The 26,363-nt window shown below is 43.1% G+C and carries 20 protein-coding genes and 1 tRNA gene; 15 read left to right on the forward strand and 6 right to left on the reverse strand.

Annotated elements, in window-relative coordinates; all coding sequences use genetic code 11:
• Positions 1 to 11 precede the first annotated feature (11 nt).
• The 3 genes from HUJ22_RS13910 to hemA are packed head-to-tail and all read right to left on the reverse strand — an operon-like array spanning position 12 to position 2,767.
• Positions 12 to 704, reverse strand: coding sequence for a uroporphyrinogen-III synthase (locus tag HUJ22_RS13910; RefSeq protein WP_290878302.1), 693 nt, complete (start codon positions 702 to 704; stop codon positions 12 to 14).
• Complete coding sequence (gene hemC, locus HUJ22_RS13915; RefSeq protein ID WP_290878303.1) at positions 694 to 1,596, reverse strand: hydroxymethylbilane synthase; 903 nt, start codon at positions 1,594 to 1,596, stop codon at positions 694 to 696. The genes HUJ22_RS13910 and hemC overlap by 11 nt, the downstream gene beginning before the upstream one ends.
• Positions 1,586 to 2,767 carry a glutamyl-tRNA reductase gene (hemA, locus tag HUJ22_RS13920; RefSeq protein ID WP_290878304.1) on the reverse strand — a complete coding sequence of 394 codons (1,182 nt, stop codon included), beginning with the start codon at positions 2,765 to 2,767 and terminating at the stop codon, positions 1,586 to 1,588. Before hemA ends, hemC begins: the two co-directional genes overlap by 11 nt.
• Before the next feature lie 316 nt (positions 2,768 to 3,083).
• Here hemA and HUJ22_RS13925 point away from each other — a divergent pair, with 316 nt between their 5' ends.
• Positions 3,084 to 3,440: a DUF3127 domain-containing protein gene (locus HUJ22_RS13925; protein WP_290878305.1), complete on the forward strand. Its 357-nt coding sequence runs from the start codon at positions 3,084 to 3,086 to the stop codon at positions 3,438 to 3,440.
• An 8-nt stretch (positions 3,441 to 3,448) separates the two neighbouring features.
• On the opposite strand, the gene HUJ22_RS13930 is transcribed toward HUJ22_RS13925, so the two are convergent.
• The 3 genes from HUJ22_RS13930 to HUJ22_RS13940 form a co-directional block, all read right to left on the reverse strand.
• Positions 3,449 to 4,447 carry an aldo/keto reductase gene (locus HUJ22_RS13930; protein ID WP_290878306.1) on the reverse strand — a complete coding sequence of 333 codons (999 nt, stop codon included), beginning with the start codon at positions 4,445 to 4,447 and terminating at the stop codon, positions 3,449 to 3,451.
• 625 nt (positions 4,448 to 5,072) lie between these two features.
• Positions 5,073 to 7,982 carry a TonB-dependent receptor gene (locus HUJ22_RS13935; RefSeq protein ID WP_290878307.1) on the reverse strand — a complete coding sequence of 970 codons (2,910 nt, stop codon included), beginning with the start codon at positions 7,980 to 7,982 and terminating at the stop codon, positions 5,073 to 5,075.
• Between the two features lie 138 nt (positions 7,983 to 8,120).
• A complete protein-coding gene (locus HUJ22_RS13940) occupies positions 8,121 to 9,599 on the reverse strand; it encodes a hypothetical protein (protein WP_290878308.1) in 1,479 nt (492 codons plus the stop codon).
• Positions 9,600 to 9,896: 297 nt separating this feature from the next.
• Between HUJ22_RS13940 and HUJ22_RS13945 the strand changes: the two genes are divergently transcribed.
• From HUJ22_RS13945 to HUJ22_RS14010, 14 genes are all read left to right on the forward strand, one after another.
• Positions 9,897 to 9,970, forward strand: a tRNA-Ile gene (locus tag HUJ22_RS13945).
• 227 nt (positions 9,971 to 10,197) lie between these two features.
• Positions 10,198 to 11,373, forward strand: a complete 1,176-nt coding sequence (locus tag HUJ22_RS13950) for a tyrosine-type recombinase/integrase (protein ID WP_290878309.1) — start codon at positions 10,198 to 10,200, stop codon at positions 11,371 to 11,373.
• A 348-nt stretch (positions 11,374 to 11,721) separates the two neighbouring features.
• A complete protein-coding gene (locus tag HUJ22_RS13955; RefSeq protein ID WP_290878310.1) occupies positions 11,722 to 12,183 on the forward strand; it encodes a MerR family transcriptional regulator in 462 nt (153 codons plus the stop codon).
• Between the two features lie 204 nt (positions 12,184 to 12,387).
• Positions 12,388 to 12,840 (forward strand): hypothetical protein, encoded by a 453-nt coding sequence (locus HUJ22_RS13960; RefSeq protein WP_290878311.1) that lies wholly within the window; start codon positions 12,388 to 12,390, stop codon positions 12,838 to 12,840.
• A gap of 159 nt (positions 12,841 to 12,999) precedes the next feature.
• Positions 13,000 to 16,758, forward strand: a complete 3,759-nt coding sequence (locus HUJ22_RS13965) for an efflux RND transporter permease subunit (protein ID WP_290878312.1) — start codon at positions 13,000 to 13,002, stop codon at positions 16,756 to 16,758.
• On the forward strand, positions 16,755 to 18,101 hold the full coding sequence (locus tag HUJ22_RS13970) for a TolC family protein (RefSeq protein WP_290878313.1): 1,347 nt from the start codon (positions 16,755 to 16,757) through the stop codon (positions 18,099 to 18,101). The genes HUJ22_RS13965 and HUJ22_RS13970 overlap by 4 nt, the downstream gene beginning before the upstream one ends.
• A gap of 77 nt (positions 18,102 to 18,178) precedes the next feature.
• Positions 18,179 to 19,873, forward strand: a complete 1,695-nt coding sequence (locus HUJ22_RS13975; RefSeq protein ID WP_290878314.1) for an efflux RND transporter periplasmic adaptor subunit — start codon at positions 18,179 to 18,181, stop codon at positions 19,871 to 19,873.
• A 25-nt stretch (positions 19,874 to 19,898) separates the two neighbouring features.
• On the forward strand, positions 19,899 to 20,240 hold the full coding sequence (locus tag HUJ22_RS13980; RefSeq protein WP_103665344.1) for a P-II family nitrogen regulator: 342 nt from the start codon (positions 19,899 to 19,901) through the stop codon (positions 20,238 to 20,240).
• A 106-nt stretch (positions 20,241 to 20,346) separates the two neighbouring features.
• A complete protein-coding gene (locus HUJ22_RS13985; protein ID WP_290878315.1) occupies positions 20,347 to 20,823 on the forward strand; it encodes a hypothetical protein in 477 nt (158 codons plus the stop codon).
• Positions 20,824 to 20,887: 64 nt separating this feature from the next.
• On the forward strand, positions 20,888 to 21,100 hold the full coding sequence (locus HUJ22_RS13990; RefSeq protein WP_290878316.1) for an SHOCT domain-containing protein: 213 nt from the start codon (positions 20,888 to 20,890) through the stop codon (positions 21,098 to 21,100).
• Between the two features lie 39 nt (positions 21,101 to 21,139).
• Entirely contained in the window at positions 21,140 to 22,606 is a 1,467-nt protein-coding gene (locus HUJ22_RS13995; protein ID WP_290878317.1) for a multicopper oxidase family protein, read from the forward strand.
• A gap of 60 nt (positions 22,607 to 22,666) precedes the next feature.
• Positions 22,667 to 23,740 carry a DUF2231 domain-containing protein gene (locus HUJ22_RS14000; protein WP_290878318.1) on the forward strand — a complete coding sequence of 358 codons (1,074 nt, stop codon included), beginning with the start codon at positions 22,667 to 22,669 and terminating at the stop codon, positions 23,738 to 23,740.
• Positions 23,741 to 23,752: 12 nt separating this feature from the next.
• Entirely contained in the window at positions 23,753 to 24,190 is a 438-nt protein-coding gene (locus tag HUJ22_RS14005; protein WP_290878319.1) for a nuclear transport factor 2 family protein, read from the forward strand.
• Positions 24,191 to 24,222: 32 nt separating this feature from the next.
• Positions 24,223 to 26,256: a copper-translocating P-type ATPase gene (locus tag HUJ22_RS14010; RefSeq protein WP_290878320.1), complete on the forward strand. Its 2,034-nt coding sequence runs from the start codon at positions 24,223 to 24,225 to the stop codon at positions 26,254 to 26,256.
• Positions 26,257 to 26,363 lie beyond the last annotated feature (107 nt).

Genomic DNA, 26,363 nt, shown 5'->3' on the forward strand with positions numbered 1-26,363 from the left:
TCTTTCTTTTCTTACAAATAAAACTCTTGGATGGATTCCATCAGGGAATCCAGGGTTGAATACTCCGGGGTGATGCAATTTTCTATTCCGGCTTCCTGTGCCGCTTCTTCCGTTGTGGGGCCAATGCAAAAAACCACCGTCTTACTGTCGATACTGTTTTCTTTCATAAAAGAATCTATGGCGCTCGGACTCATAAATACAATACCGTCATATTGACCTGTGTTCACTTTATGTGTCTTCAATTTGGTCCGGTACACTTCCACGGAAGTAAGTCTTGTTTCGTCTCCCAGGAGCTTGTCTAAGTCAACGGCTTTCAGGTTACCACAAAAATGAACTACGTCCTTAAGTTCCAATCTCTGCATTTTCTCAGCAAGGGAGGCTGTATTGAATTCATCAGGTATGGTGACTTTTAACCCAAGTTTTTCCAGCTTTTCACCGGTTTTGGAACCGACTGCAAAAATATACGGCGGAATTTCCAGCTCCCTGACTACCGGCTTTAGGGCTTTCACAGCTTTTTTACTGGTGAAAATCCAGGCATCTGTTTTATCAGGAATTTGCCGTCTCCAAACGGCAGGTATCACATATTCGAAGCCTATAAACGGCCGGGTTTCGACGGTAAAAGAACCTGAATTCAGGGCTGCTAATTTCTTTTTTGAAAGCTGTGTGGTAAATAAAATCCGGGGCACTTTGATATTACTCATCATGACTTCGATGGGTTAACAAACCTGCTGCTCCTTCTTTTTTCAGTACTTTTGCCCACTCATTACCCTTCCCGGGATTTGCCGCATCCACCGGGATTTCTCTTTCGATGTCCAAACGTTGAGCCCCATCCGGAGAAAGCACTGCGCCTATAAAATAAAGCATATCATTTTTAATATTTGCATAGGCACCCAGCGGAGAAGAACATCCTGCATCCAGCTCATTCAGAAATGCGCGCTCTATATCCACACAAAGGCGGGTGTTGGTATGATTTATTTTCGCCAATAACTCCCGGTGATCTGAATTTTTCCGGCTCATGATGCCAACCGCACCCTGAGAAGGTGCCGGTATCATCCAGTCGAGCACATTGGAAATTCGATCTTCATAGCCAATTCGTTCTAATCCGGCATAGGCAAAAATAGCCCCGTGCCAGTTGTTGGAATCTACTTTTTGAAGCCGGGTAGGTACATTCCCCCTTAACCCCACAACCTGATCGCCCGGAAAACGATTTTTCCAAAAAGCCGTTCTGCGGATACTCCCCGTCGCTATCACTTTATGGAGGGAGTCTTTTCCCGAAACAGGTCTTACCAATACATCAGCCGGATTGCCCCGTTCGAGTACCGCCGCCAATTCAAGGCCATCCGGTAAAACAGTGGGAACATCCTTCAAAGAATGAACCGCCAGATCAATTTCTTCCGACAACAAGGCTTCATCCAATGCTTTGGTAAAAACCCCTTTATCACCCAGCTTGTGGATAGGAATATCTTGTTCTTTATCCCCAAAAGATTCAATTTCAACCAGTTCGGTTTCCACCTCATGGCTTTTTAGTTCTTCAGCTACTTTCTCAGCTTGCCATAGTGCCAGCTTACTTTTCCGGGTTCCTATTCTAAGCTTCATCTTGTGCCTTTTCAAATTCCCGGTCCATTCGGTCAATATGAATGGCAATAATCTTCTTCTTGATACGACGAGTCACCTCTTCCATTTGTGAATAGGACTCCTGATCCATCTTATTCTTCACTCGCGACAGTTCTGAATCAGTGATGTCGTTGAAACGATGCTCAATTTCTTTAATCCTTGGGAGTAAATACCTCGAACGTTTTACGTGCTTAATGAAATCACTCTTTTCTTCGTCAATGATTGCTTTTATTTCCGGAATTGCTTTTTCTCGCTCTTTAATTGCTTTTTCATTCGCTTCATGGATCGAATCCATATCTATCAGAGATATTTTTTCGATTTTAGCCACTTTTGGATCTACATTTCGGGGAACACTGAGATCCAGCACAAGCTGATGATGATCTACTCCTTCAAAATGTTCCGTATGCAAAATGGGATTCTTTGCCCCGGTTGCCGTAATAACCAAATCAGCTTTTTTGATTTCCTCATCCAAATCAGAAAATGCATGTGCCTTGATATCAAAAGAAGAAGCGAGTTGTTTGGCGCGATCTATGGTTCGGTTCACCACAGAGATATGCTCAGCACCGTTTGAGATCAAATTCTTGGCAGAAACCTTACCCATTTTTCCGGCACCTATAAGCAAGATCCGGATTTTGCTCAGATCTTTAAAATGCTCGAGGGCAAGTTGTGTAGCTGCGAACCCGACGGAAGCCGTACCTTTACCAAAATTGGTTTCGGTACGGCTCCGTTTGTGTGCTCGGAAAACGGATTGTATCAATTGATGAAATTCGCCGGAGAGCCCTTTTCCCTTCGCCTTCTTATAGGCCTGTTTTAGCTGCTGTACGATCTGAACATCTCCAAGTACCTGAGAATCTAATCCCGTTCCTACCCTATATAAATGATCATAGGCCTCGTCCTCGGTATAAACATATCCGTGCTTACGAAAAAACTTACGTTCCGTATTTGTAGACTTACAAAGCGCAGATATGAGTACGTCTGGATCACAAAAAGCATATAGCTCGGTTCTGTTACAGGTATCCATCATTAAAATTCCACCGGGTATATCTTTAGTGTGGAACTCCAACAGTTCCCTGCGATGGGCATCCAAAAAAAATAATTCACGAATAGAAACCTCACTCTTCCAGTGAGAAATACCTATTGCACTAAACCTCATAAGTTATTCTTAAAAATTTTCCGGCACATTGGTTGGCAATGTATTTTTCGAATATGAAGATTATGTGAAGAAAAAATTCATATTCGGAAAATACCAGCGTTTAAATTACAATTAAGCCTGTTTTCATCTTCATGTTATATGAAGTTCAAAGATAAGCCTTCTGCCAAACAATTGTAATTTGTAATATCAATTGAAGTGTTAATTTTTATACGCCCCAAAAACGAACATTAGAAATTTATGAACTCGAAGTTCGGCAAAGCTATCCCTATATTCTATTCTTATAAAATTATTCAGCAACAGAAATCAATCAACTGTCATGGATCTTCAGATCAACGGGAAAGTCACTAAAATTTTAGAAGAGCAATCAGGTGAAGGGAAAAACGGGCCGTGGAGAAAACGGGACTTCATTCTTGAGACCAAAGGAAAATACCCTAAGCAAGTTTGTATTACCCAGTGGGGTGATAATATTGATCAGCACGCGGTAAATGAAGGAGATGAAATAACCGCATACATTGATATTCAGAGCCGCGAATTTAAAGGTAATTGGTACACCGATGTAAAGGCCTGGAAAATTGAACAAGGCGAAGGTGCCGCAGAGGCACCGCCCAGCGCGCCGGGATTAACCATGGAAGGCAATCAGGAAATGGACTTAGATGACGACCTTCCATTTTAGGTTAAAAATCAATTCCTGAAATCCGGCTGAGCCTTTGGCTTGTTATCAAGGATACTTTCTATGGTTTCCATTACCTCATCATCCACCTTATCGATGACGTCCATGGTTTTCATGTTTTGCTCCACTTGACTCACCTTGGATGCTCCTGTTATTACCGTACTCACATTGGGATTCTTCAGGCACCAGGCGAGGGCCAGCTGTGGCATTGAAATCCCCAGATCCTGAGCTACAGGTGCCAGTTGCTTTACCTTTTCCAGCTTTTGGCGACCCCGTTCGGTTTCAAGTAATTTCTTTCGAAGCCAGCTGTATTTTTCCAGATCCAGGCGCGATCCTTCCGGGATGCCTTCGTTGTACTTGCCGGTCAATAAGCCACTGGCAAGCGGGCTCCAGATGGTTGTCCCCAATCCAATGTCTTCATACAAAGGGGCAAACTCAGCTTCCACTTTTTCCCGCTTAAACATATTGTACTCAGGCTGTTCCATTAGCGGCGGACGCAAATGTTCCCGACGTGCAAATTCATAGGCTTTGCGAATTTGCTCTGCACTCCACTCGCTGGTTCCCCAATACAAAGCCTTCCCTTCGCTAATCATTTGGTTCATTGCCCAAACCGTTTCCTCTATTGGGGTATGCAGGTCGGGGCGGTGACAGAAAATCAAATCCACATACTCTGTTTGAAGTCGTTGTAAAGCGGCTTCAGTTCCTTCTTTAATGTGCTTGAATGAAAGCCCCTGATCATTCGGGCCTTCCCCTCCCCAGAAAATCTTTGTTGAGAGCACCAAATCCGATCTCTTCCATCCGGCTTTCTTGATAACCTTTCCCATGATAATTTCCGACTGCCCGGATTCATAAGCCTCCGCATTATCAAAGAAATTCACCCCGGCATCATAAGCCGTTTTCATAGACTCGTAAGCCAGATCGGTATCCACCTGCTCTCCAAATGTAACCCACGATCCAAATGATAACGCCGATACTTTTAATCCTGAATTGCCTAAAAATCTATACTCCATTAATTCAATACTCCGTCTATTTTATTAATTAAATGACCTGTGGTACTTAATCAAAATCAGTGAATATTTTATGAAATTTGTGATCATTTAATAAAATCTTTGATTCATTTCCACAACAGCAGTTATTAAATCTGCGTTCTCTTTTGAACATCCGCTTGAAAGAACAATTTTGCTTATTTCCAGGCGTATTTTCTCGGCATACAGTCTTTTCGGAAGTCTTATTAAGAACACTTCAATCAGTGTTATTGTTCTATAGGTTTCTATTAGTTATATATTGATTTCTAAAAATCAACGAATATAAAATAGATTTGGTCAGCCGGGTGGTCTGTTCGTATATTATCAGGAGTTGCTTGAAACAAAAGCTCATCTGCAAGCAATCATCCCTTTTTTCACCTCTCTGTGGCCTTATTATGGCAATTACTGAATGGAATGTTCAATATTCGATATTCCCCCGGCCCTAGCGCAAAGGTAGATATAGCGGTAATTTAGTATAGTTTGAGGCGGAGCCTCCATAGGGTATTGCGGAGCAGAGCCCGCGCAACGAGAACAAGACTTCTCAGTAGTTTTTGCCTGTTTCCAAGCTTATGTTGGATCTGCTGAAGGTATTACTTTCAAGGAACTTAGGTTAATTCAGATCATAGGTAAAAGACAAACTGACGGTTCTTCCCGGATTCAATGCACTGTTTATAAAATACTCTCCATTATCTTCCTGGTATTGAATGATGCTGAAGTCCAGGATATTGCTCACTGATAATGCCGCCGACAATCCATTTACAAAGGTTTTGCGCACTTTGATATTTAAATCCGGCACGGGCCTTTCTGATTGCAGCTGCCCGTTTCCATCCAGCTTACCGTACATCTCAAAAATATCCGGGGCAGCCCCCGCACCGTTGGCCGTGAGGCGCGGTCCGAATACATTTGCATAAATATTACCATCCCATCCGGTTTCTTGATTTTCATAGTTCAGCATAAAGTTAACGATATAAGGCGATTGAGAAGGAAATGACCGGAATGCTTTAATGGAAGGATCCAGCCTTCTTCTGGTCTCCAGCTCATTATCACTGAGATCAACTCTTGAATTGATATAGGTGAAATTGGTTGAAAACTTAAAGTTGTCAAACCGCGAACTTATGAATCCCAGTCCTTTGCGAAACTCGAGCTCTACACCAAACAATCTTCCGCTGTTGGTATTTATATACTGATATTGCGGCTGATCAGAAGCCACGTCCAGTTCCATTACAATTGGGTTTTTGAAGTCTTTATAAAAAGCACTGATGGCAACCAGCTCTGTGGATTTTGGAAAGATTTCGTACCGAAAATCCAGATTCGTAACATTTGTGCGGGTGATTTCAGGGTTTCCGACTATTGGAAAACCGCCCAGCAAGTCAAAAGAAGCAAAAGGAGCCAACTCGCGGATGTTCGGCCTTGCCAGCGTTTGGCTTGCACTTAACCTTATATTCGTCTTTTCATTCAGTGAGTAGATCACGTTCAAAGATGGCAGTACATCCGTCACATCGATCTCCCCCTTTTGGGCGTTGACAGCCGACGACTGCACGTTGAAATCCGTTTTTTCTACCCTGGCCCCGGCGAAGGCTTTAAAATTATCCGTGAAATCAAATATCCCCATCAGGTAAAATGCTGATACCTGCTCAAAACCCGTATAGCTGTTTTGCGGGCGGGTTTGATCCCTGTACGTGATGCCAAGCAGATTATTTCCATTCCCGTCATTGCCGATCACGCCCGTATTTTCCGGCGAGAAATACCCTTCATAATTCCCCGAAGCTTCCCTGAAGCTGATGAAACCGTCAAAATCAGGATCGGTTCCGTTATTCTCTAACTGGTAACGAAATTCATTAAAATCCCGGTCTTTACGGGTATAAAATGCGCCGGTTTTAAGTTTAAACCATCTTGAGATGTTAGTCTCTCCATCTAGTTTTAGATTGTACTGGGTATCATCCAAATCTCTGAAAAAGTGAAATGGAAGCGGCACCTCTCTCACAAAAAAGTATTGTCCGCTGTTATCCACCGGTGCACCGATAAACCTTGTATCCGGTTCATACTGTGATGACTCGATGTAATTTGCCGACCATTTAACATCAAAACCATCAAAGTGATGCCGGCCTTTCAGCTGGTTGTTAAACAACTCCCGCTGCACAAAAGAGATGACCCGGTTATTATACGTTCCCGAAGAAAGAGCTCCCGGGTAGTAACCGTCCCTCATATCCAACACCGATTCCGATGCACTGTTGTTATAAATGGAGGTATAAGTAAATTCATGATTGGAACCCGGCTGATAGGTAACAGCCCCCATCAACCCGCTGTCCACCTGATCGCTGCTTTCCGAGCCGCTATTCAGCTGAAAAGCCTGCATCCGGCTTGCGCCCTCTTCAGGTATCCGGGCCGTAAAATTATTAATCTCCCTTTCATCGTACTGAACAAATGACTTCGAATAGTTCACACCCAGATTAAAACCAAGGTTGCCGCTCCCCAATGCATACCGGTTCCCAACCATCACATTCAGGCTGTGATTTAATCCCGGGGTCTCATTACTCACTGTGAATGCCCGGTTTGAAAAGGACCGCATGGTGCTGTTAAACGATTCAATCTCAGACGGAGAAAGCATGTTATTCTGAATCTGAATAATATAGTTGTTGAGTTTTTTCAGGTAATCACTGTCCGACCACAGGCTCTCCCTTGCCCTTGACCCGTCATCATAGCCCAAACGACTCAAACTGTTTTTAATCGGATCGCCCATAAAATTATTGTTAAAGGTCGTCTGATCATTATAGCTGACAGTACTGCTTAGTTTAAAATAGAGCCGGTCGGGCAACGATTTAGTAGTCACATCAACAGCACCTCCTGAAAAATTACCCGGTAAATCGGGAGAAAAAGTCTTTTTGACTACAATATTATCTACCGTGCTTGACGGAATCAGGTCAAGGCCCGCGCTGTTTCTGTACGGGTTCGTAGTAGGCAGCACCACACCATCCATGCTCGAAATACTGTAGCGGTCTCCAAGGCCTCTCATCACGATAAATTTACCGCCCTCAACCGAGGCACCGGTAACCTGCCGCATCGATTCAGCTGAATTACTAAAACCGGCCCGGCTCATTTCCTCCGAAGAAATGCCATCCTGAACCGGCAGCGATTTCTGCTGCAGCCTTAACAGTGAAGCTTCATTATTATCCAGCCTTCTTGCGGATATAATCACCTCATCCAGTGCCTCATTATCCGGTACCAGCACGATATCCAGCTGAAGGACTTTCCCGGCTTCCACTTCTACGTCTTCCACAATCTGTTTTTGAAAAGTGATGAAGGAGAACTCAAGGGTATAGACTCCCGGTTCCAGGCGGAGGTTATATCTTCCGGAGATATCGGTGGCCGCTCCTTGCGAGATGGATCGGATAAAAACATTGGCTCCAATCAGCTCTTCGCCCGTCTCTTTATCAACGACTACACCCGTGACAGTGCCTCTTTGGGCTAAACCCTGTGCGCTCATCAATAGAAAAAGTAGAATGGTAAGTAAGTATTTCATAAAGTGTGCTTTCATAATTTTATTTGGCAAAAAACTAAGGCCGGTATAATTACTCTATGTTATCTCTCTGTTATACTACTGTTAAGAAAAAAGGGACGAACCTCATGGCCCGCCCCTTTTTTACCGGATGATTAATAATTATTCAGACAAGTAGCCGTATCGCGCAAGTGAGGTCCATCCGGTAATCCATGCCGGTGATGCAGGATCAAATGCTCCTTTGTATGTGGTTTGATCTACATTGGCATCTGCTACCGTCGCGGCTCCCGATGCGGCCGCGGCTGAAGAAGGAACCGGATCAAGAATACCGCAACCCTGAGTCCGGCAAATGCCACCCAAAGCAGGGTCTTCAAAAACATTATCCCGGTCATTTAACCAGGCCGCTATGGTAGAGCCATCGGTATCCCTCGGGCTTCCGGAGGTAACCTCAATCATTGTTTCGATGCTTGAGGCATTTCCGGTGTACCAAATGTTACCTGTTACCGATGCACCGTCTCCGTTCACATCCAGAATAGTTTTGTCATACGAATCTTCGGATTCACTCCGGTCTTCAATCTCAATGCCAAGGCCATTAAAGTCCGTAATAATGGAGTTGTAGATGGAATAGGCAGACCCATCCCTCATTTTAACAGCAGGGGCATCTGCACCTCGCTCCGTACTGTTTTGTCCCAGGCCAATCAGGGTCATGTTATAAAGACGGGCAGTTGAGTACAGGGGCGCATTATCAGGACTCGCACCATCCCATTCACCTCCGTGATCCGCACCGTTTCCGCCTTGCAAGGCAAACATATACTGTCCTGTACCCGACCATCCAAGGTCAAAATCAAAAGCATCGTCTTCAGCAAAAGCAGCCGAGATATATTTGATGTCCACGGTTCCGCCAAAAATTTCGATTCCGTCATCTGCCGATACGAAAATATCAATGTATTCCAGTGTGGTTCCGCGTCCTACTCCGCCAAGGGTCAGCCCCTGAATTTCGTCACCGGGCCCGATTTCCGCGCCCGTGAAGCGGATAGATACATATTTCAGTATTCCCGAGCTGTGCTCTTCATCATCACCGCCATACTGAGCGCGTGCTTCGCCGTCGGGGATTCCTTCAATTTGAATGGCATCTGTATTACCTGCAGAGTAAGCCGGTGCATTTCCCAGAATAATCAATCCCGCCCAAAGCTTGGAGTTGGTCTGATTCAGGATCAGTGTCTCCCCAAAAGGCTCGCCGTCCAGTTCAGAAGTAAAGATAATGGGATTTTCGGCGGTCCCTTCCGCATCAATCCGGGCATTTCGTGTAATAATGAGGGCTGTTTCATTCCCGTCAGCTACCTCAGAAGGCTCTTCAAAGCCCATAATTACCGTTCCGGGCTCAATGGTAAGGGTTCCGCTTTCCACAAAAACATAACCATCCAGATAGTACACGGAATCAGCTGACAGGCTTCGGTTTCCATCTATTGAGCTTGGGAGGATTACGCCATTATCGCGAATATCACTTGCATAAGGATGTTGCTCAGTGTTATCATCATCGTCATTTCCATTCACCGGGTTATTATCGCTGCTGCACGACACCAGCACGGAACCGGTCAGGGCCGTAATCATAAATATTTTCAGAAGATCTTTGAAGTCCATAAGTATTGATAATTTTGAATTTTTTGATTTCAGTTGAAGTTCAACCGGTTCAAAACTATCTATCGCACATTATGGACAAGTAACTTCAATGTTATGAAATTGAGAACGATTGCCGGGATGGGACTTCAAAATTTTCGGGCTTGGGTGATGGGCTAAAAGCCCCTATCTTCCTGTTGACCGGCGAGTTTATTCCGCTCTTTTTAATTATAAAATCGTTGCAATAACATTCGATTCTGAAAGATAAGATATTTATCTTTGGCGCCTCACTTCGCTAACCAAGTGAACAGATTACAACACGGGCCCGTAGCTCAGTTGGTTAGAGCAGTCGACTCATAATCGATTGGTCGCAAGTTCAAGTCTTGCCGGGCCCACAATTATTGAGAGGGTGTAAAAACCCCCTCAATTCCCTTCTAAGCCAAAAAAAAGCCTAATTACTTACACTAAGTAAGCGAACGCAAAGGAACGAAAGTGTACACTTTCATACCCCTACATTCCCAACTACTATGTACACTACTATGTACAATTTTGGAATGGTCGTTTGCAAAGGCTGCTGAATTAAGAATTCGCTTACCGAACTTTAATTCAGAAGGCAACTACTATGGCATTTCTAATCAAACGCGGTAAATACTACTATGTGAACTTTTACTCTGAAGACCTGGGTAAAAAGAATGTTCGGAAATCATTGGGCACCAGGCACAAGGATGTTGCTCAAAAAATGGTAACTGAACTCGAAAAACTGGAATCGTTAGGCAAGATCAATCCCTTTTCGAAAGGATTCAATCCTAAGAAGGTTTTACAAAGAAACACCAGTAATGAAACCACTGATTGTAACACGGTTAGTGAATCCATTGAATTATTCTACAAATCAAAAAACCATCTCTCCCCGGCAACCATTGGAGCCTACCAGCGAGCTTTAGGTCATTTTGTAGAATTAAATGAGTTATCAGATGTGCATCCAACAAATGTACTGAGCTATCATTTTGAGAATGTGATCTTCAAAAAGAGCATTACTTCTGCTACAAGGCACTATTACTTTCGACATTTCCGGTCTTGGTGGAAGTTTCTGCTGAAAAAGAACATTGTGGAGAAGGATTACTTTCCTGAGATTAAAAAGGATTTGCCAAGAATTAGAGAAAATACCCGACCCAAAATGATTTCTGAGGAAGAACTTGGAATTCTTTTTAAGAAATTCGATGATGAGTTAGCCAGAAAGAAAGACTTACCTGAATTCGATCCTAATTTAGTCCAACACTGGTTCAAACCGATCGTAGCATTGTATTTCTATGGTGGTCTCCGAAAACATGAGGCGGCTTATGACCCTGAGCTTTCGTACTCAGGACTAAAAGGTGAAAACCTGATCTATGAAAGTAAAGAGCTTAGCTACATTTCACTACCACCCACCAAAGGTAGAAAAGAACGGTTAATTCCTATCATTAATGAATTGAAGAAAGAACTGGAGGTGTATTTAAAAGTTCGTGCTAAGATTAGTCCAAGTGATTATGTGTTTATTTACACGGGTGGAAATACAAAAGGTCAACCAGTTCGTGGAATGAGAGTGTATAGGGAATTTAAACGCTACTGTAAGGAAGCCGGTATTCCAACTTCTCGTACTTTACATGGAATGAGACACCAAGCTGTAACTACTTGGATTGAGAAAGGATTTCACACGGCTGAAGCGAGTTATATGGCTGGACATTCGAGCCAGAAAGTAACGGAAAAATACACCCATTTGACTGTGAAAAGACTTAAGGATAAAATGAAAGCTCTCTCCTGATTTATAAATTTATATGAGATTAAAACAATTTTATCAATTTTTAATTTGACTCTGTACCATACTCCAGGTCTTATATTGGTATTGAATTATGTTTCGAATAAAAAGAGGAAATATCATGCCATTTAAGAAAGGAGATGTTTATAAATGTCCAGATGAAAATTGTGGATGCGAGGTAACAGTAACTAAAGGAGCACCACCCAGTTGTGGTGGTAACCAAAACCCAACGTGCTGTTGTGGTAAAATTATGGAAAAGAAAGAATAACAATTAGTAATTAATGAGCCGGGTATTATGCCCGGCTTTTCTTAATAATTGATTGGTTTGTTAAACGTATAATAGAAGTCAGTGAAATGATGAGAGAAAACCAGAATGAAAAGTATCAAGACATCACCACTTTCAAAATTGGTGAAGTAGCTCGCCGTGCAAAAGTTAATAAAGAAACCGTCCGTTATTACGAAAAACGCAGTCTTATTCCCACACCTGACCGAAGACGATCAGGATATCGCATATTTACCCAACGGCATATCGACCAGATCAAATTTATCAAGCGTGCACAAGAGCTGGGATTCACGCTAAGCGAAATCAAGGAATTGCTGGAGCTACGAATTGATGAGGACACTACTTGCTCAGAGATCAAAAGTGAAGCGCAAGAAAAATACCAAGATGTGGTGGAAAAGATCGAAGACCTACAACGAATAAAGAATACCCTGGTAGATTTAATTGATTCTTGTGCTGGGGAAGGACCTAAAGGAGACTGTCCTATTTTAAAGGCTCTTGAAGGCGAAAATAAAAACATCCTTGGCAATAAGTGAATTTTTGAAAGTGTTGATTAGATATAGATTTATAACATAATTCGTTTACGATACTTTTGAGATAAGACAATAAACTTCGTTTAAAATTGGGTTTAGACTCATAATTAGTTCAACAGAATATTTGAAATTTGTCTAATTATGGATTTTGTTTATCGAATTATGTTCCATCTTTCATGGATAGAATTAATTACATATACTTGAAACGTGAAAATTTCTTTAACATATCGCTTTATTGCATCGGTGCTCAGTCTGAGTATCCTGATTGGGGTTTCGGTTCCAACCGGACTTCATGCTATGTCAAATGAACTATGTGAAGAGTTGCAGGAAATGGGAATCCATATGCAGGCTCAAAGTGAACATGCTGAAGATTGCCCAATGACTGTTGAGTTTGCCGAAGTACCGGAACACCAACATCATACTGAAACCAATGAAGATCAAGACCTTGGTATTGTTTGTGCCTGCTCTGTTGACGAATTATCAGTTAAGACCGAAGCTCCTTTATTTCAAAAAGTGAAAGTCAAGGTTCTGGCTGTTGTCCAGATAATTGCGGAAGTTCACACAAACCAAACTGAATCCGACTATCACCACGCTATTCAAACTTCGGATTCCTATTCACCACCCCCCATCTTTTTAGCCAACGAGTCCTTTCTGATTTAGGGATCGGTATATCTTTTCTCCCCTAAAGTCATTCCTGTAACGCCAGGAACCTTGATTCTTGTACTATCTATCTATTGTAAAAAATAGGCTTCAAGGTCTCAGATATCTATCGAGAGATGATCACCTTTTTAATTGTACCGATTCATCAATAATAAACTCATGCTAAATAAAACCATCCGGTTTTTCCTGGAAAATAAACTTGTAGCTGTACTATTCTTGCTAGTCTTAGTAGGCTGGGGACTTGCAGTAGCTCCCTTTAATTGGAATCTTGACTTTCTTCCTCGGGATCGTGTTCCTGTGGATGCTATTCCAAACCTTGGGGAGAACCAACAGATCGTGTATACCGATTGGGAAGGTCAATCTCCTCAGGATATAGAAGATCAGGTCACCTATCCTCTGACTACTCAATTACTGACTGTGCCTGGCATCAAAACCGTTCGAAGTAATTCGATGACCGGTCTTTCCATCATTTACATCATTTTCGAAGAGGATGTGGATTATTATTGGAGTCGCTCCCGCATCCTTGAAAAACTAAACTCACTTCCGGCAGGCACTATTCCTCAAACTGCAAAGCCCGCCCTTGGTCCTGATGCTACCGGACTGGGGCAGATATTTTGGTACACGCTGGAAGGCAGGGATCAAAGTGGAGAGCCCGCAGGTGGCTGGGACCCTCAAGAGTTACGGTCCATACAAGACTTTTATGTGAAATACGGACTATCAGGAGCTCAAGGTGTGGCAGAAGTTGCTTCCATTGGAGGGTATGTAAAAGAGTACCAGATTGACATCGACCCAAACAAACTAAAAACGTATGGGGTTACTCTGCCTGAAGTGATCGATGCAGTACGAAAAACCAATGCTGAGACCGGTGCCCGAACTATTGAGATGAATAACGTGGAATACCTGGTTCGGGGAATTGGGTACATAGAAAACCTGGAAGATTTGGAATCTGCTGTGGTTAAAGTAGTGGATAATACGCCCATTCGAATTCAGGATGTTGCCTTCGTAAGTATGGGGCCTGCTCCACGAAGAGGTGTGCTGGATAAGGCTGGAGCAGAAGCCGTTGGTGGAGTAGTCGTAGCCCGGCAAGGTGCCAATCCCCAGCAGGTAATTGATAATATAAAAGCACAGATCAAAGAGATTTCTGCCGGCCTGCCTGTAAAAACCCTTGAAGACGGAACCGAATCTCAAGTCACCATTGTACCATTTTATGATCGCTCTACGCTGATCTCTGAAACCTTGGGGACGCTCGAAGAAGCGCTCACACTTCAAATCCTGATTACCATTATCGTGATCGTTATAATGGTACTGAATTTGCGAACTTCGGTGCTAATTTCTGCCATGCTCCCCATCGCTGTACTCATGACCTTTATTGCCATGAAGTATTTTGGGGTGGATGCTAACATTGTGGCCCTTTCCGGGATCGCTATTGCCATTGGTACCATTGTGGATATGGGAGTCATTCTTTCTGAAAATATGCTCCGGCATTTGGAAGAGATGGGGGAAGATGAATCACTTCTGGAAGTCATATACAATGCTACTGTTGAAGTTGCCGGGGCTGTATTGACGGCCATAACCACCACCATTGTGAGTTTTCTCCCGGTCTTTACGATGATCGCTGCCGAAGGGAAACTATTCAAACCATTGGCTTACACTAAAACCTTCGCGCTGATTGCTTCCATCATCATTACAATCACACTTATCCCACCCTTTGCCCATTGGTTCTTCGGGCTGAAGATCAATAATAAGAAATTAAAACTTAGTTGGAACGGTTTGCTGGTGATCGGAGGATTCATTGCCATGTTGACTGTTTCAGGTTGGGGTGGTCTGTTGATCATGGGCTTCGGGCTCATCAATGGCGTGGGATTCTTTTTAGGCGAAGAATATCACAAACGAATTCCATTTCTCAATAATGCGCTTTCTGTAGTAGTAGTCACCTGGCTACTGACAGAATACTGGCTTCCTTTTGGGCCATCGGTCTCTTTTGCAGGTAATTTGTTTTTTATCGTTTTAGTGATCGCCCTTATTCTTGCCACCTTCTGGCTCATCATCAAATATTATCAACCCATTATTAGTTGGTGCCTGGATCATAAAAAGATTTTTCTAACCCTTCCATCCTTTTTCGTGATTTTTGGGGTGGTAATTTGGCTGGGCTTTGCAACTACCTTTGGGTTTGTAGCCAAAAGCTTTAATACGGTCGGGGTTGATATAAGCGAAACATCCGTTTGGACTTCAGCGTCCGAAGCTTTTCCAGGACTGGGTGAAGAATTTATGCCTGCCCTGGATGAAGGAGCTTTCCTTTTGATGCCTACTACGATGCCTCACGCCGGTGTAGAAGAGGCAGAAGACGTGATGCGTAAAATTGACCTGTCTGTTAACTCCATACCGGAAGTTGAAATGGTCGTTGGAAAAATGGGCCGGGCTGAATCAGCTTTGGACCCGGCACCTATCTCCATGTTCGAAAATGTGATTCAATATAAATCGGAATACAAAACGGATGAAAATGGCCGGCGGATGCGATTCGAGGTCAATGATTCAGGGGAGTTTGTAAGAGGTGAAGATGGAGAACTGATCCCGGATGAAAACGGTAAGTATTATCGCCAGTGGCGCGATCATATTCACTCCCCGGATGATATCTGGGATGAAATTGTAGCTGCCGCACGCATACCCGGAACCACCTCTGCCCCCAAACTTCAGCCTATTGAAACACGATTGATCATGTTGCAATCTGGCATGAGAGCCCCTATGGGGGTCAAAGTAAAGGGAAGTGATCTTCAAGAAATCGAAAATTTTGGTTTACAATTAGAAGATGTCCTGAAGAATGCTGAAGGCGTAAAAGCTTCATCGGTATTTGCGGAACGTATTGTTGGTAAACCCTATTTGGAAGTTCATTGGAACCGGGAACAGTTAGCCCGCTACGGGTTATCCGTTCAAGACGTGCAGCAATTTATGTCGATGGGTGTGGGTGGGATGGCAGTCTCAACCTCCGTTGAAGGGCGTGAGCGATACCCCATTCGTGTTCGTTTTGCCCGAGAGTTAAGAGATAACCCTGAGGCTTTAAATGAACTTTTGGTTCCCACCAAAACGGGTGTTCAAGTACCTCTTTCACAACTGGCTGAGATCAAATACCGCCAAGGACCACAAGCCATCAAAAGCGAAGATACGTTCCTGGTGGGTTATGTAATCTTCGATAAGTTAGATGGCTTTGCTGAAATTGAAGTGGTAGAAAATGCCAGACGTGCTATTGAAGAAAGTGTGAACTCCGGTAACATAGCGGTTCCCGCAGGTATCAATTTTGAATTCGCGGGCAACTATGAGAATCAGGTCCGAGCTGAGAAACGGCTAAGCGTTATTCTGCCTATTGCGCTGGTCATTATCTTCCTGATCATGTATTTCCAATTTCGGTCTGTGGCTACTACATCCATGATCTTCAGTAGCATTTTTGTGGCCTGGGCGGGGGGATTCCTGCTCGTCTGGCTTTACGGTCAAGGATGGTTTCTGAATTTTGATCTGTTTGGTCAAAATCTTCGGGATCTGTTTCAAATGGGAACCGTGAACTTAAGTGTGGCCGTTTGGGTAGGTTTCATCGCCTTATTTGGAATTGCAGCTGACGGAGGCGTAGTGATGGCAACCTATCTCGACCAATTGTTCGATCGCAAGAAGCCGAAGACATCGGCCGAATTACGAGAAGTAGTGATAGAGGCAAGTACACGCAGAATTCGCCCGACACTCATGACGACAGCCACCACCATCCTTGCTTTGTTACCCGTCCTAACATCCACAGGCCGAGGCTCGGATATTATGGTGCCTATGGCAATCCCGAGTGTAGGTGGCATGTTCCTGCAAATCATCACATTACTGGTTATACCGGTCCTTTATTACATGTGGAAAGAATTTAAAATGAAAAAAGAATTGTCATGAAAGAAGAAAATCGATTAAGGAACATTGAATATCCAATATTGAGCAGGATGGGAAGAAAGTCTTCAGCACTCTTTGCGAAACATCTGCACGCTCTGCTATTAATTGTATTACTTGGCATAATTGCACTGCCTTTTACCGTGCAAGCTCAAACTATTGCAGAATACCAACAACAAGCAGCTAAGAATAATCCCGAGTTGAAGGCTGAATATCAGCACTATCTATCAGCTCTTGAAGAAAGTCCTATTGTTGGTACTTTGCCCGATCCGGAAGTTGCTTTTGCCTATTTCATCAGTCCGATTGAAACCAGATTGGGACCACAAAAAGCAAGGATTTCACTAACCCAAATGTTTCCCTGGTTTGGGAGCCTCTCAGATAAACGATCAATATCGGAAGCGCAGGCTAAAGCGCAATACGAAGTATTTCAGGAGACCCGAAATCGACTGTTTTATCAAACCGAGAAAGCACTTATTGAACTTTATGAGTTGGACCAAAGCTTGGAGATTGCCAACGAAAACCTCGACATCCTAAACTCATTAGTGGAGATAAGTTTGAGCCGATATGAAACAGATCAGGCTTCGCAGGTGGATGTGTTACGGGCACAAATCGAACAGGAAGACCTGAAGACGCAAATTGCTTTGCTTGAAGACAATCGGAATGTGTTAATTCAAAAAGTGAATGAGCTTTTGAATGCTGAGCAAGAACAGGTGATCACCTTGCCGGATACGTTAATTCCTGAAATGAGTATAGAAAGCGAGCCGGAACTACTGAATAAATTGGTTCAACAAAACCCGGCATTAAATCGCCTTAAATATCAGGAGGACTCCGCCCGCGAAATGAAAACGCTGGCAGTAAAAGACGGGAAACCATCCTTTGGCGTAGGCCTGGATTATATCTTCACCGAAGAACGCTCAGATGTACCAACGCTAGCTGATAATGGTAAAGATGCCATCATGGCCAGAGCCAGTTTCAAAATTCCCCTGTTCCGAAATAAATACAATGCCAAGGTTCAACAAGCAGAGCTGAATATTCAATCAGTACAGTCGCAAATAACAAACAAAGAGAACAAGCTGGAAACAGATTTATCCTCTTCATTGAGGGACTATTATGATGCGCGGCGGCGGTTTGATTTGTATGACCAGAAGCAGATTCAACGAGTTAATCAGGCACTGAGCATTATGACACAGAACTATTCAACCGACAGCTCCAATTTTGAAGAAATTCTACGGATGCAGCGCAAGCTTTTGGGTTATCAGCTTAGCCGCATTCAGGCTTTGGTGGATATGCAGGTTTCATCGGCTTACATCGATTACCTGACGGGCAAACACAACATTAATCTACAATAAATAGACGTGTGATTTGAGCCATGAATAGTGAGAAAAACTAATCACTACTCTAATCTCACAACTCAATACTTACAACTATGAAAACAAAAAACATACTTATTTACTCTGGACTTATACTGGGTGGACTCTTACTCGGCTACCTCTTTTTCGGAGGGACTTCGGAACCACAAACACTTGAAGAGCATATATCAGAAACCCACACTGATGAGGAAGGCAATGTGGTTTATACGTGCAGTATGCACCCTCAGATAAGAGAAAGCGAGCCAGGAAATTGTCCAATTTGTGGCATGGAGTTAATTCCGGCCAATGATCTTGATGACAATGACTCAGAATCGCTCAACCCGAATGCTGTTACATTCTCGAAAGCCGCACTTGCGCTTGCTGAGGTTGAAACCACTCCGGTTAGAAAAGGAGTCCCAGTGGTTGAAACCCGGTTACCTGGCAAAGTGGCTGTAAATCAGAACTTGGTATCGAATGTGACGGCTCACTTCCCCGGTCGTGTTCGGGAGTTATATGTAGATTATACCGGTGATTACGTTCGTAAAGGGCAAAAACTGGTTTCTATTTATTCTTCGGAGTTAATTACGGCACAGAGTGAACTTTTGGAAACAGCCCGATTCAAAGAACAAAACCCTCGATTATATGAGTCTGCCCGGCGAAAGCTATTGCTTTGGGAATTTCCGGAAGAGACCATAAACCAGATTGAACAATCAGGAGAAGTGATGGAAGAGTTAGATTTTTTCTCACCAGTATCTGGCTATGTATCACAGATCAATATCTCTCGGGAAGACCATATTCAGGAAGGTTCAATGCTATACCGGATCGCGAAGCTTTCTGAGGTATGGATTGAATTTGAGGCGTATGAATCGTCAGTCAATAATTTAAAAATCGGAGATAAAATTGATTTTACGGTGAGCTCCATTCCTGGGTATACCTATACCGGGGAAGTCAGCTTTATCCAGCCTTTTTTAAATGATAAATCTCGAACAGTAGAAATACGTATTACTGTGGATAATCCGAGAAATGAGATGAAACCCGGCATGTTTGCTGAAGGAGTTATTTCTTCTCAATCAGACCAAGAACAGCAACTTCTTGTCCCCCGAAGTGCCGTGCTATGGACCGGAGAAAGGTCCATTGTGTTTGTGGATGTTTCCACAGCTGAAACTCCTGCTTTTGAAGCAAGGGAAGTTGTATTAGGCAAAAGGGCTGGTAACGAATATGTAATTGAATCTGGACTGGAAGTTGGTGAGCGTGTGGTATCAAACGGCACATTTAAAGTGGACGCAGCCGCACAGCTTAGCGATAAACTCAGTATGATGAATAGAGAACCGGGCTCAGGAGCAAATCGCGGGGCACACGATCACGGTGCTATGGACATGAATAACGGTGATATGAATGAATCCACTATGGATACAACTGAAGATCATTCAAATCATGAAATGGTTAAAAGCCTTGAGGTAGTAGTACCCCAGTACTTGAAACTTCGGGAGGCACTGTCCAAAGATGATTTTGAAACGGCTAAAGAACATGTCCGAGTGTTCTCAACGGATACATTCAGTGATATTGAAGAGCTCAGAGCCGAGTTCAAATCCATTTCAGAAACGCTTATTTCACGAATTGAAGAAGAAGGATATGAAGGAGCACTGTTCAAGCAATATTGCCCTATGTACGGCGGAGGAAGTACCTGGATAAGTGACAAAGAAGATATTGAAAACCCCTTTTATGGATCTCAAATGCACAACTGCGGAGAAACAGTTGAGCAGATGAATTAATGTATAAATCAAAAACAGAGGTATCATGAAATTAGTAAAAGCATACATACGCCCCATGCTACTTGAAGAAGTGTATAAAGCGCTACGTTCTGAAGGCCATTGTTGCATAACGGTTTTCAGAGGAGAAGGAGCAGGTCAATATACCGATCCTGACTATGCCCATGGCTCTTTGCAATTCCCGGCGATGCACTCCAAAGTTGTGAAAATAGAAATAGCAGCGGTAGACGAAGATGTCAATTCTATTATTGAAATCATTCAACAAACTGCTTCAACAGGTTCGCGCGGAGATGGAATTATATTTGTCATGCCTATTGAGAATATGATTAGAATCAGGGATGGTGAGGAAGGACCTAAAGTAATAGAATAATAGGCTTACACTAAATAAACGGTAAGTATTAATCATCATTGTATAAGCTTACCCCTTAGATAAATGATATTTTAAGTAAAGCAAACATTAACAAAACCATAAGATTATGAAAAAGATAAAATCAATCGCACTGTTACTGGCAATAGGTTTAGGTCTAACTATAACTGCTGTGGCTCAGCAACAAAATATGGAGCAGAAAAAGCAGCAAATGATGACCATGATGCAGGACTCATCTATGCAATCCATGATGATGGATCATATGATGGAAAACCCGGAAATGCGTGCCAAGATGATGCAGAGAATGATGAAATCACAAAAGATGGATCATTCTGAAATGATGGAAAATATGCACTCCATGATGAACAATCCTGAAATGAAAGAACGCATGAAAAAGCATATGGAAATGATGCAATCTATGATGGATGGAGATATGGATCACGCTAAAATGATGAATATGATGGATAACTCATCCATGATGAACATGCATATGATGTGTATGCAAATGATGCAGGGAGGAATGATGGATTCGGGAATGAAAATGAAATCAGATTCTACCGATAATAAAGGTATGAACCATCATTAGTAAAATTAAATGGGGATGCACTTCAAAGTCATCCCCGAATTCTAAAACTTTAAATGATAGCACTATGCATGATTTTCAATTTTTTGGAGGTGGCTGGATGATGTTCTTCTGGTGGTTCTTACTAATTGTTTTGGTCATTGTCTTGGCAAGGCCGTTATTCAAGACAAATCAACAAGAATCTGATAAAGAAACTCCACTTGAGATCCTTAAGCGAAGATATGCAGATGGAGAAATTGATCAAGAGGAATTCGAGAAGAGGAAAAAGGATCTGATGTGATCAAGTATTTAATAATACAATCATTATAGTTTCAAATTTATGAAAAGAAAACAATTTTTACGGAGGATAGGTTTTGGAACGGGTGCATTAGCCCTATCACCTTGGTTAACATCCTGCTTGACTTTTTCTGACGATGAGTTGAAGGGTTCTTTTAAAAACAGATTGCCTTTACCGGGTCAAATAACCGATCCTTCATTTAATTTATCTGCCTCTTCTGCAGAAATAGAGCTGCCAGAATCGCTAAGTCTGGCTGCTTTTCAATTTAATAACTCAGTTCCCGGTCCAACAATTCGCCATGTAAAGGGGCAGGAACTTGACATCAAGTTTACTAATAATATAGGTCAGGAAAGCATTATTCATTGGCATGGACTCATTGTTCCCCCCGAAATGGACGGGCACCCCATAGATGCTATATCAAGCGGTAGTTACAATTATCACTTCAAACTTGATCAAAGAGCCGGTACCTATTGGTATCATCCTCACCCTCACAGAATTACCGGAGAACAAGTTTATCGGGGGTTGGCAGGCTTTTTTATTATTGAAGATGAAGAGGAGAAAGCGCTCAACTTACCCGGTGGTAACTACGAGATACCTCTCGTTATTCAGGATCGGAGAGTTAACGAAAGAGGAGAGGTAATATATAATCCGTCTATGCCCGAACGGATGATGACCGGGTTTTTGGGAGATACAATCTTAATTAACGGAGCACCATCTCCTTACCATGAAGTTGAGCCGGGTGTGTATCGATTAAGAGTCTTAAATGGCTCAAATGCCCGAATTTATAATGTAGCGTTTCAAGATGATCTTTCCTTTATGGTCATCGGCACCGATGGAGGCCTTCTACCTGAAGCTATTGAGACGAATGAATTATTAATGGCCCCCGGGGAAAGAGCAGACATACTGATAGACTTCTATGGATTGAAGAAAAATAGTATTAACCTTATCAGTAAACCATTTGATGTGCCTTCCGGCGGCGGTATGATGGGAATGCAAAACATGATGGGGAGCTCCGGCCCCGAACAAGGCACTGGTTTTGATCTTATGGAATTCAGGATTGATGGAGAATCTAAGCAAGAATCAGTGGACCTTCCCGGTCAGCTGTCTGAATCGACCTTTCCTGAAGCTTCATCTGCTGATCGTACCCGCCCCATTCGGTTGGACATGCAAATGATGAACGGCCATACCATTAATGGGCGTCAGTTTGAGATGGAGCGAGTCGATGAACGTGTAGAGCAAGGAAGTACTGAAATTTGGGAGTTTATCAATAACTCAAACGTACCTCACCCCATGCACGTGCATGCCGTTCAGTTTAAAGTTCTTGATAGAAGTGGAAACAGAGGATTAACGCCTACCGAAACAGGTTGGAAGGACACGGTACTTGTCATGCCCGGCGAGACTGTTAGGATCATCATGAGTTTCAATGCGCCAAAAGGCCTGTACGTTTTTCACTGCCATAACCTGGAGCACGAAGACAACGGCATGATGGCTAACCTGGAGATTATATAACCTTTTGGACACAACAATTAATTTCTGAACTCAATTATTTAAAACTTTGGATAACTAATTATGGAATCTTTACTAACTCCTGAATGGGCTCCCAACATTCACCCACTGATCGTTCATTTTCCTATTGCGCTATTAGTGACGGCTGCATTGGCTAATTTTGTATCTCTTTTTTTTCAAGAAAAATGGTGGGATGAAACAAAGAGTACTATCCTTTATGTAGCAGGAGCACTTTTCGCCGGTGTCACCTATTACAGTGGCACCATTGCTGCAGATACGGTTTTTCTACCGGCTGAAGCACAATCGGTACTAAGTGAGCATTCTGACTGGGCGGAGTATCTTCTATGGTTCTTTGTAATATATGCTCTATTGAGAATCGCCTTTCATTGGTTTGATCTTTTTGAAAAGAAAGCCTTTAGAATCATTGCATTCATTACAGTACTTCCGGGATTATTTATGGTTTTTGAAACCGCGGAGTATGGCGGTAAAATGGTATATGGATATGGAGCCGGAACCGGTCAACTATTACAACAAGAAGAACCAGCTACATCTGAAGGCACCGACAGTACTGCAACGGTTCCATCCTCTTTTATCACTAAAGAAAATGGAGACTGGACCTGGGAGATCAACTCAAATTCAGTAAGTGACCTAATCACTAACTTTCACTGGGTGAACGGTTCTTTACAGGCATTAAAGCCAACTATCACTTCAAGTGGTAATCCGTTATTACAGCTTCAAGCTTCCGGGCAAGCGAATCTATTTGTTACCCATCAATCATACCAAAACATACAAGTTGATTACTACCTCAATCTGGATGATTTAGATGGAGAAATAGAACTCATTCATCACCTGCAGGATGCCGATAACTATGATTTTGTTTCACTGAATTCGGATGGGATTATTCGTCAAGGCAGAATCCAGAACGGGGAAACAACCATTTTCGAAGAAGGCACCTATGAAACCGAGGGTCTGTTATTTCTACGTGTAGTGGCAGATGAAACGCACTTTCGCGGATATATTAACAGAGAGATGAAAGTGCACGGCCACGGAGATGCTCCGAAAAGCGGAAGCGTAGGGCTAAAATTACAAGGCCAGGGATCAGTACTCGTATCTAAAATTGAAATGACGCAACTCTAAAAAACTATACCTATGAAACCATTTATAAAAATATTCGCACTTCTTGTGTTTTTATCAGGAACCGTGATGGCTCAAACAAACCAAAAAGAAACCAAGGTTTTAGAAGCACTTGACAACTTTAAAACCGCCATTGTTGACAACGATTCTGATGCCGCATCAAATGTAATGGCTGATGATGTCTTGATACTGGAAGGCAGCGGAATGGAAACGAAGGAAGAATATCTTTCCCATCACTTTCACTCTGATGGTAAATTTTTGAGTGCCATGGATCGTGAGATACTAACTCAAAAAATCAGCATTGAAGGAAATACAGCATGGGTCAGCACGGTTAGTTCCATGAAAGGAACGTATTCCGAAAGAGAAATAGACCTGACCTCTCTCGAACTTGCTGTATTAAAAAAAGAGGGTTCGGATTGGAAAATTACCGCTATTCACTGGTCATCCCGATAAGCAACAAACGATTTAACTAAACAGAGCAGAATATGAACCACGAACATCACAATCACGAAGACCATAACCACGATAAGGAACAAAACCATGATCATGATGGCCATGAAGGGCACTCCCACCATGAGCACCACAAAATGATGGTGCAGGATTTTAAATTCCGATTTTGGTGGGTGCTTGCACTCACGATTCCGATCATGGCCCTATCACCTATGATCCAGGATTTTCTGGGTGTGGACTGGAGATTCACCGGTGACAGCTGGATTTTAGCTGCGTTATCAACCGTCGTTTACTTCTTTGGCGGATGGCCATTTCTCACCGGCCTGATTGATGAACTTAAGAAAAAGCAACCGGGGATGATGACGCTCATCGGCCTTGCTATTTCTATCGCCTATCTCTATAGCACGGCTGTAATCTTTGGCTTTGAAGGCGACCTGCTCTACTGGGAGCTTTCAACTTTGGTAGGCATTATGCTTTTGGGGCACTGGATCGAAATGCGCTCCGTGATGAGTGCCTCTTCAGCATTGGAGGAGTTGGCAGCACTGATACCGGGTGAAGCCCATCGCGTTAATGAAGATGGGTCTACAGAAGACGTCCCTGTGGAAGAATTACAACAGGGTGATAAAGTGCTCATCAAACCGGGTGAAAAAGTACCCGCTGATGGATTGGTTGTGAAAGGGGAGTCGAGCGTAAACGAAGCTATGTTAACAGGAGAATCCAAGCCGGTTAGTAAAGAAAAAGATGATGAGGTAATTGGCGGGTCTGTAAATGAAAAAGGCTCTCTTACTATACAAATTTCTAAAACCGGGGACGATTCATTCTTATCTCAGGTTATTAGCCTGGTAAGAGAAGCACAGGAAAGTAAGTCTCGCACCCAGGATTTAGCCAATCGGGCTGCTTTTTGGCTGACCATCGTTGCTATTACAGCCGGCCTCATCACCTTTGGAGCCTGGATCTTTTTTACGGGACAAAGCTTTGACTTTGCGATGAACCGAACCGTGGCGGTCATGGTGATTACCTGTCCACACGCGTTAGGCTTGGCTATTCCTTTGGTTGTTTCCCGATCAACCAGTATTGCTGCGACCAATGGATTTCTTATACGCAATCGGTCTGCTTTTGAGCAAGCAAGAAACTTGGATTCCATTATATTCGATAAAACCGGTACGCTGACCGAAGGAACTTTCACGGTAACGGATATTCTGAATTTTGGGGATGGTCACTCCGATGAAGAGATACTCAAGTATGCAGCTTCGCTGGAGAAAAACTCCGAACATCCACTTGCAAAAGGAATCCTCGAAAAAGCCGGCGAAACCTGGGAGCCGGATGAGTTTAATTCCATTACCGGAAAGGGAATTGAAGGCAAGGTAAATGGAAAGTCGGTGAAAGTAGTAAGCCCCGGATATATTCGGGAGCAGGAAATGGAATACCCGACATCTGAAGTTGAAAAGGTATCATCTCAGGGAAAAACGGTGGTTTTTGTGATCATTGAAAATCAATTGACCGGAGCCATTGCTTTGGGAGACCAAATTCGAGAGTCGTCTAAGAATGCGATTGATGCACTGCACAAGATGGGGATTGAGTGCATCATGCTGACAGGCGACAATCAGCAAACGGCTGATTATGTGGCTGGAGAATTAGGCATTGATCAGGTGTTTGCTGAAGTGCTACCGGATGAAAAAGCCGATAAGGTCAAGGAGGTTCAGGGGCAAGGAAAACTTGTGGCCATGACTGGTGATGGCGTCAACGATGCGCCCGCACTTGCACAGGCTGATGTAGGAATTGCAATCGGTGCCGGATCTGATGTGGCCGTTGAAACCGGTGATATTGTACTGGTAAAAGATAACCCTCAAGATGTGACGGCACTTATTAAGCTCTCGAAATCTACCTACAGAAAAATGGTGCAAAACCTGTGGTGGGCTTCCGGATATAATATCGGTGCCATTCCTCTTGCCGCCGGAGTACTGTTTGCCTGGGGTATTATTTTAAGTCCTGCCGTTGGCGCCATTCTGATGTCGCTAAGTACCGTTATTGTTGCAATTAATGCCCGGTTCCTGAAACTCGAAAATTGAAGGATATAAAATGGTAACTAAGTTTATCAAAAGATGGGTTCAAAACTGCGAATCTAACTTTAATATTTTCAAATCACTAAATAAGTATATCAACCCAACAGAATAGA

Origin of the sequence: Gracilimonas sp., assembly GCF_014762685.1 — a bacterium.
Lineage (GTDB): Bacteria > Bacteroidota > Rhodothermia > Balneolales > Balneolaceae > Gracilimonas.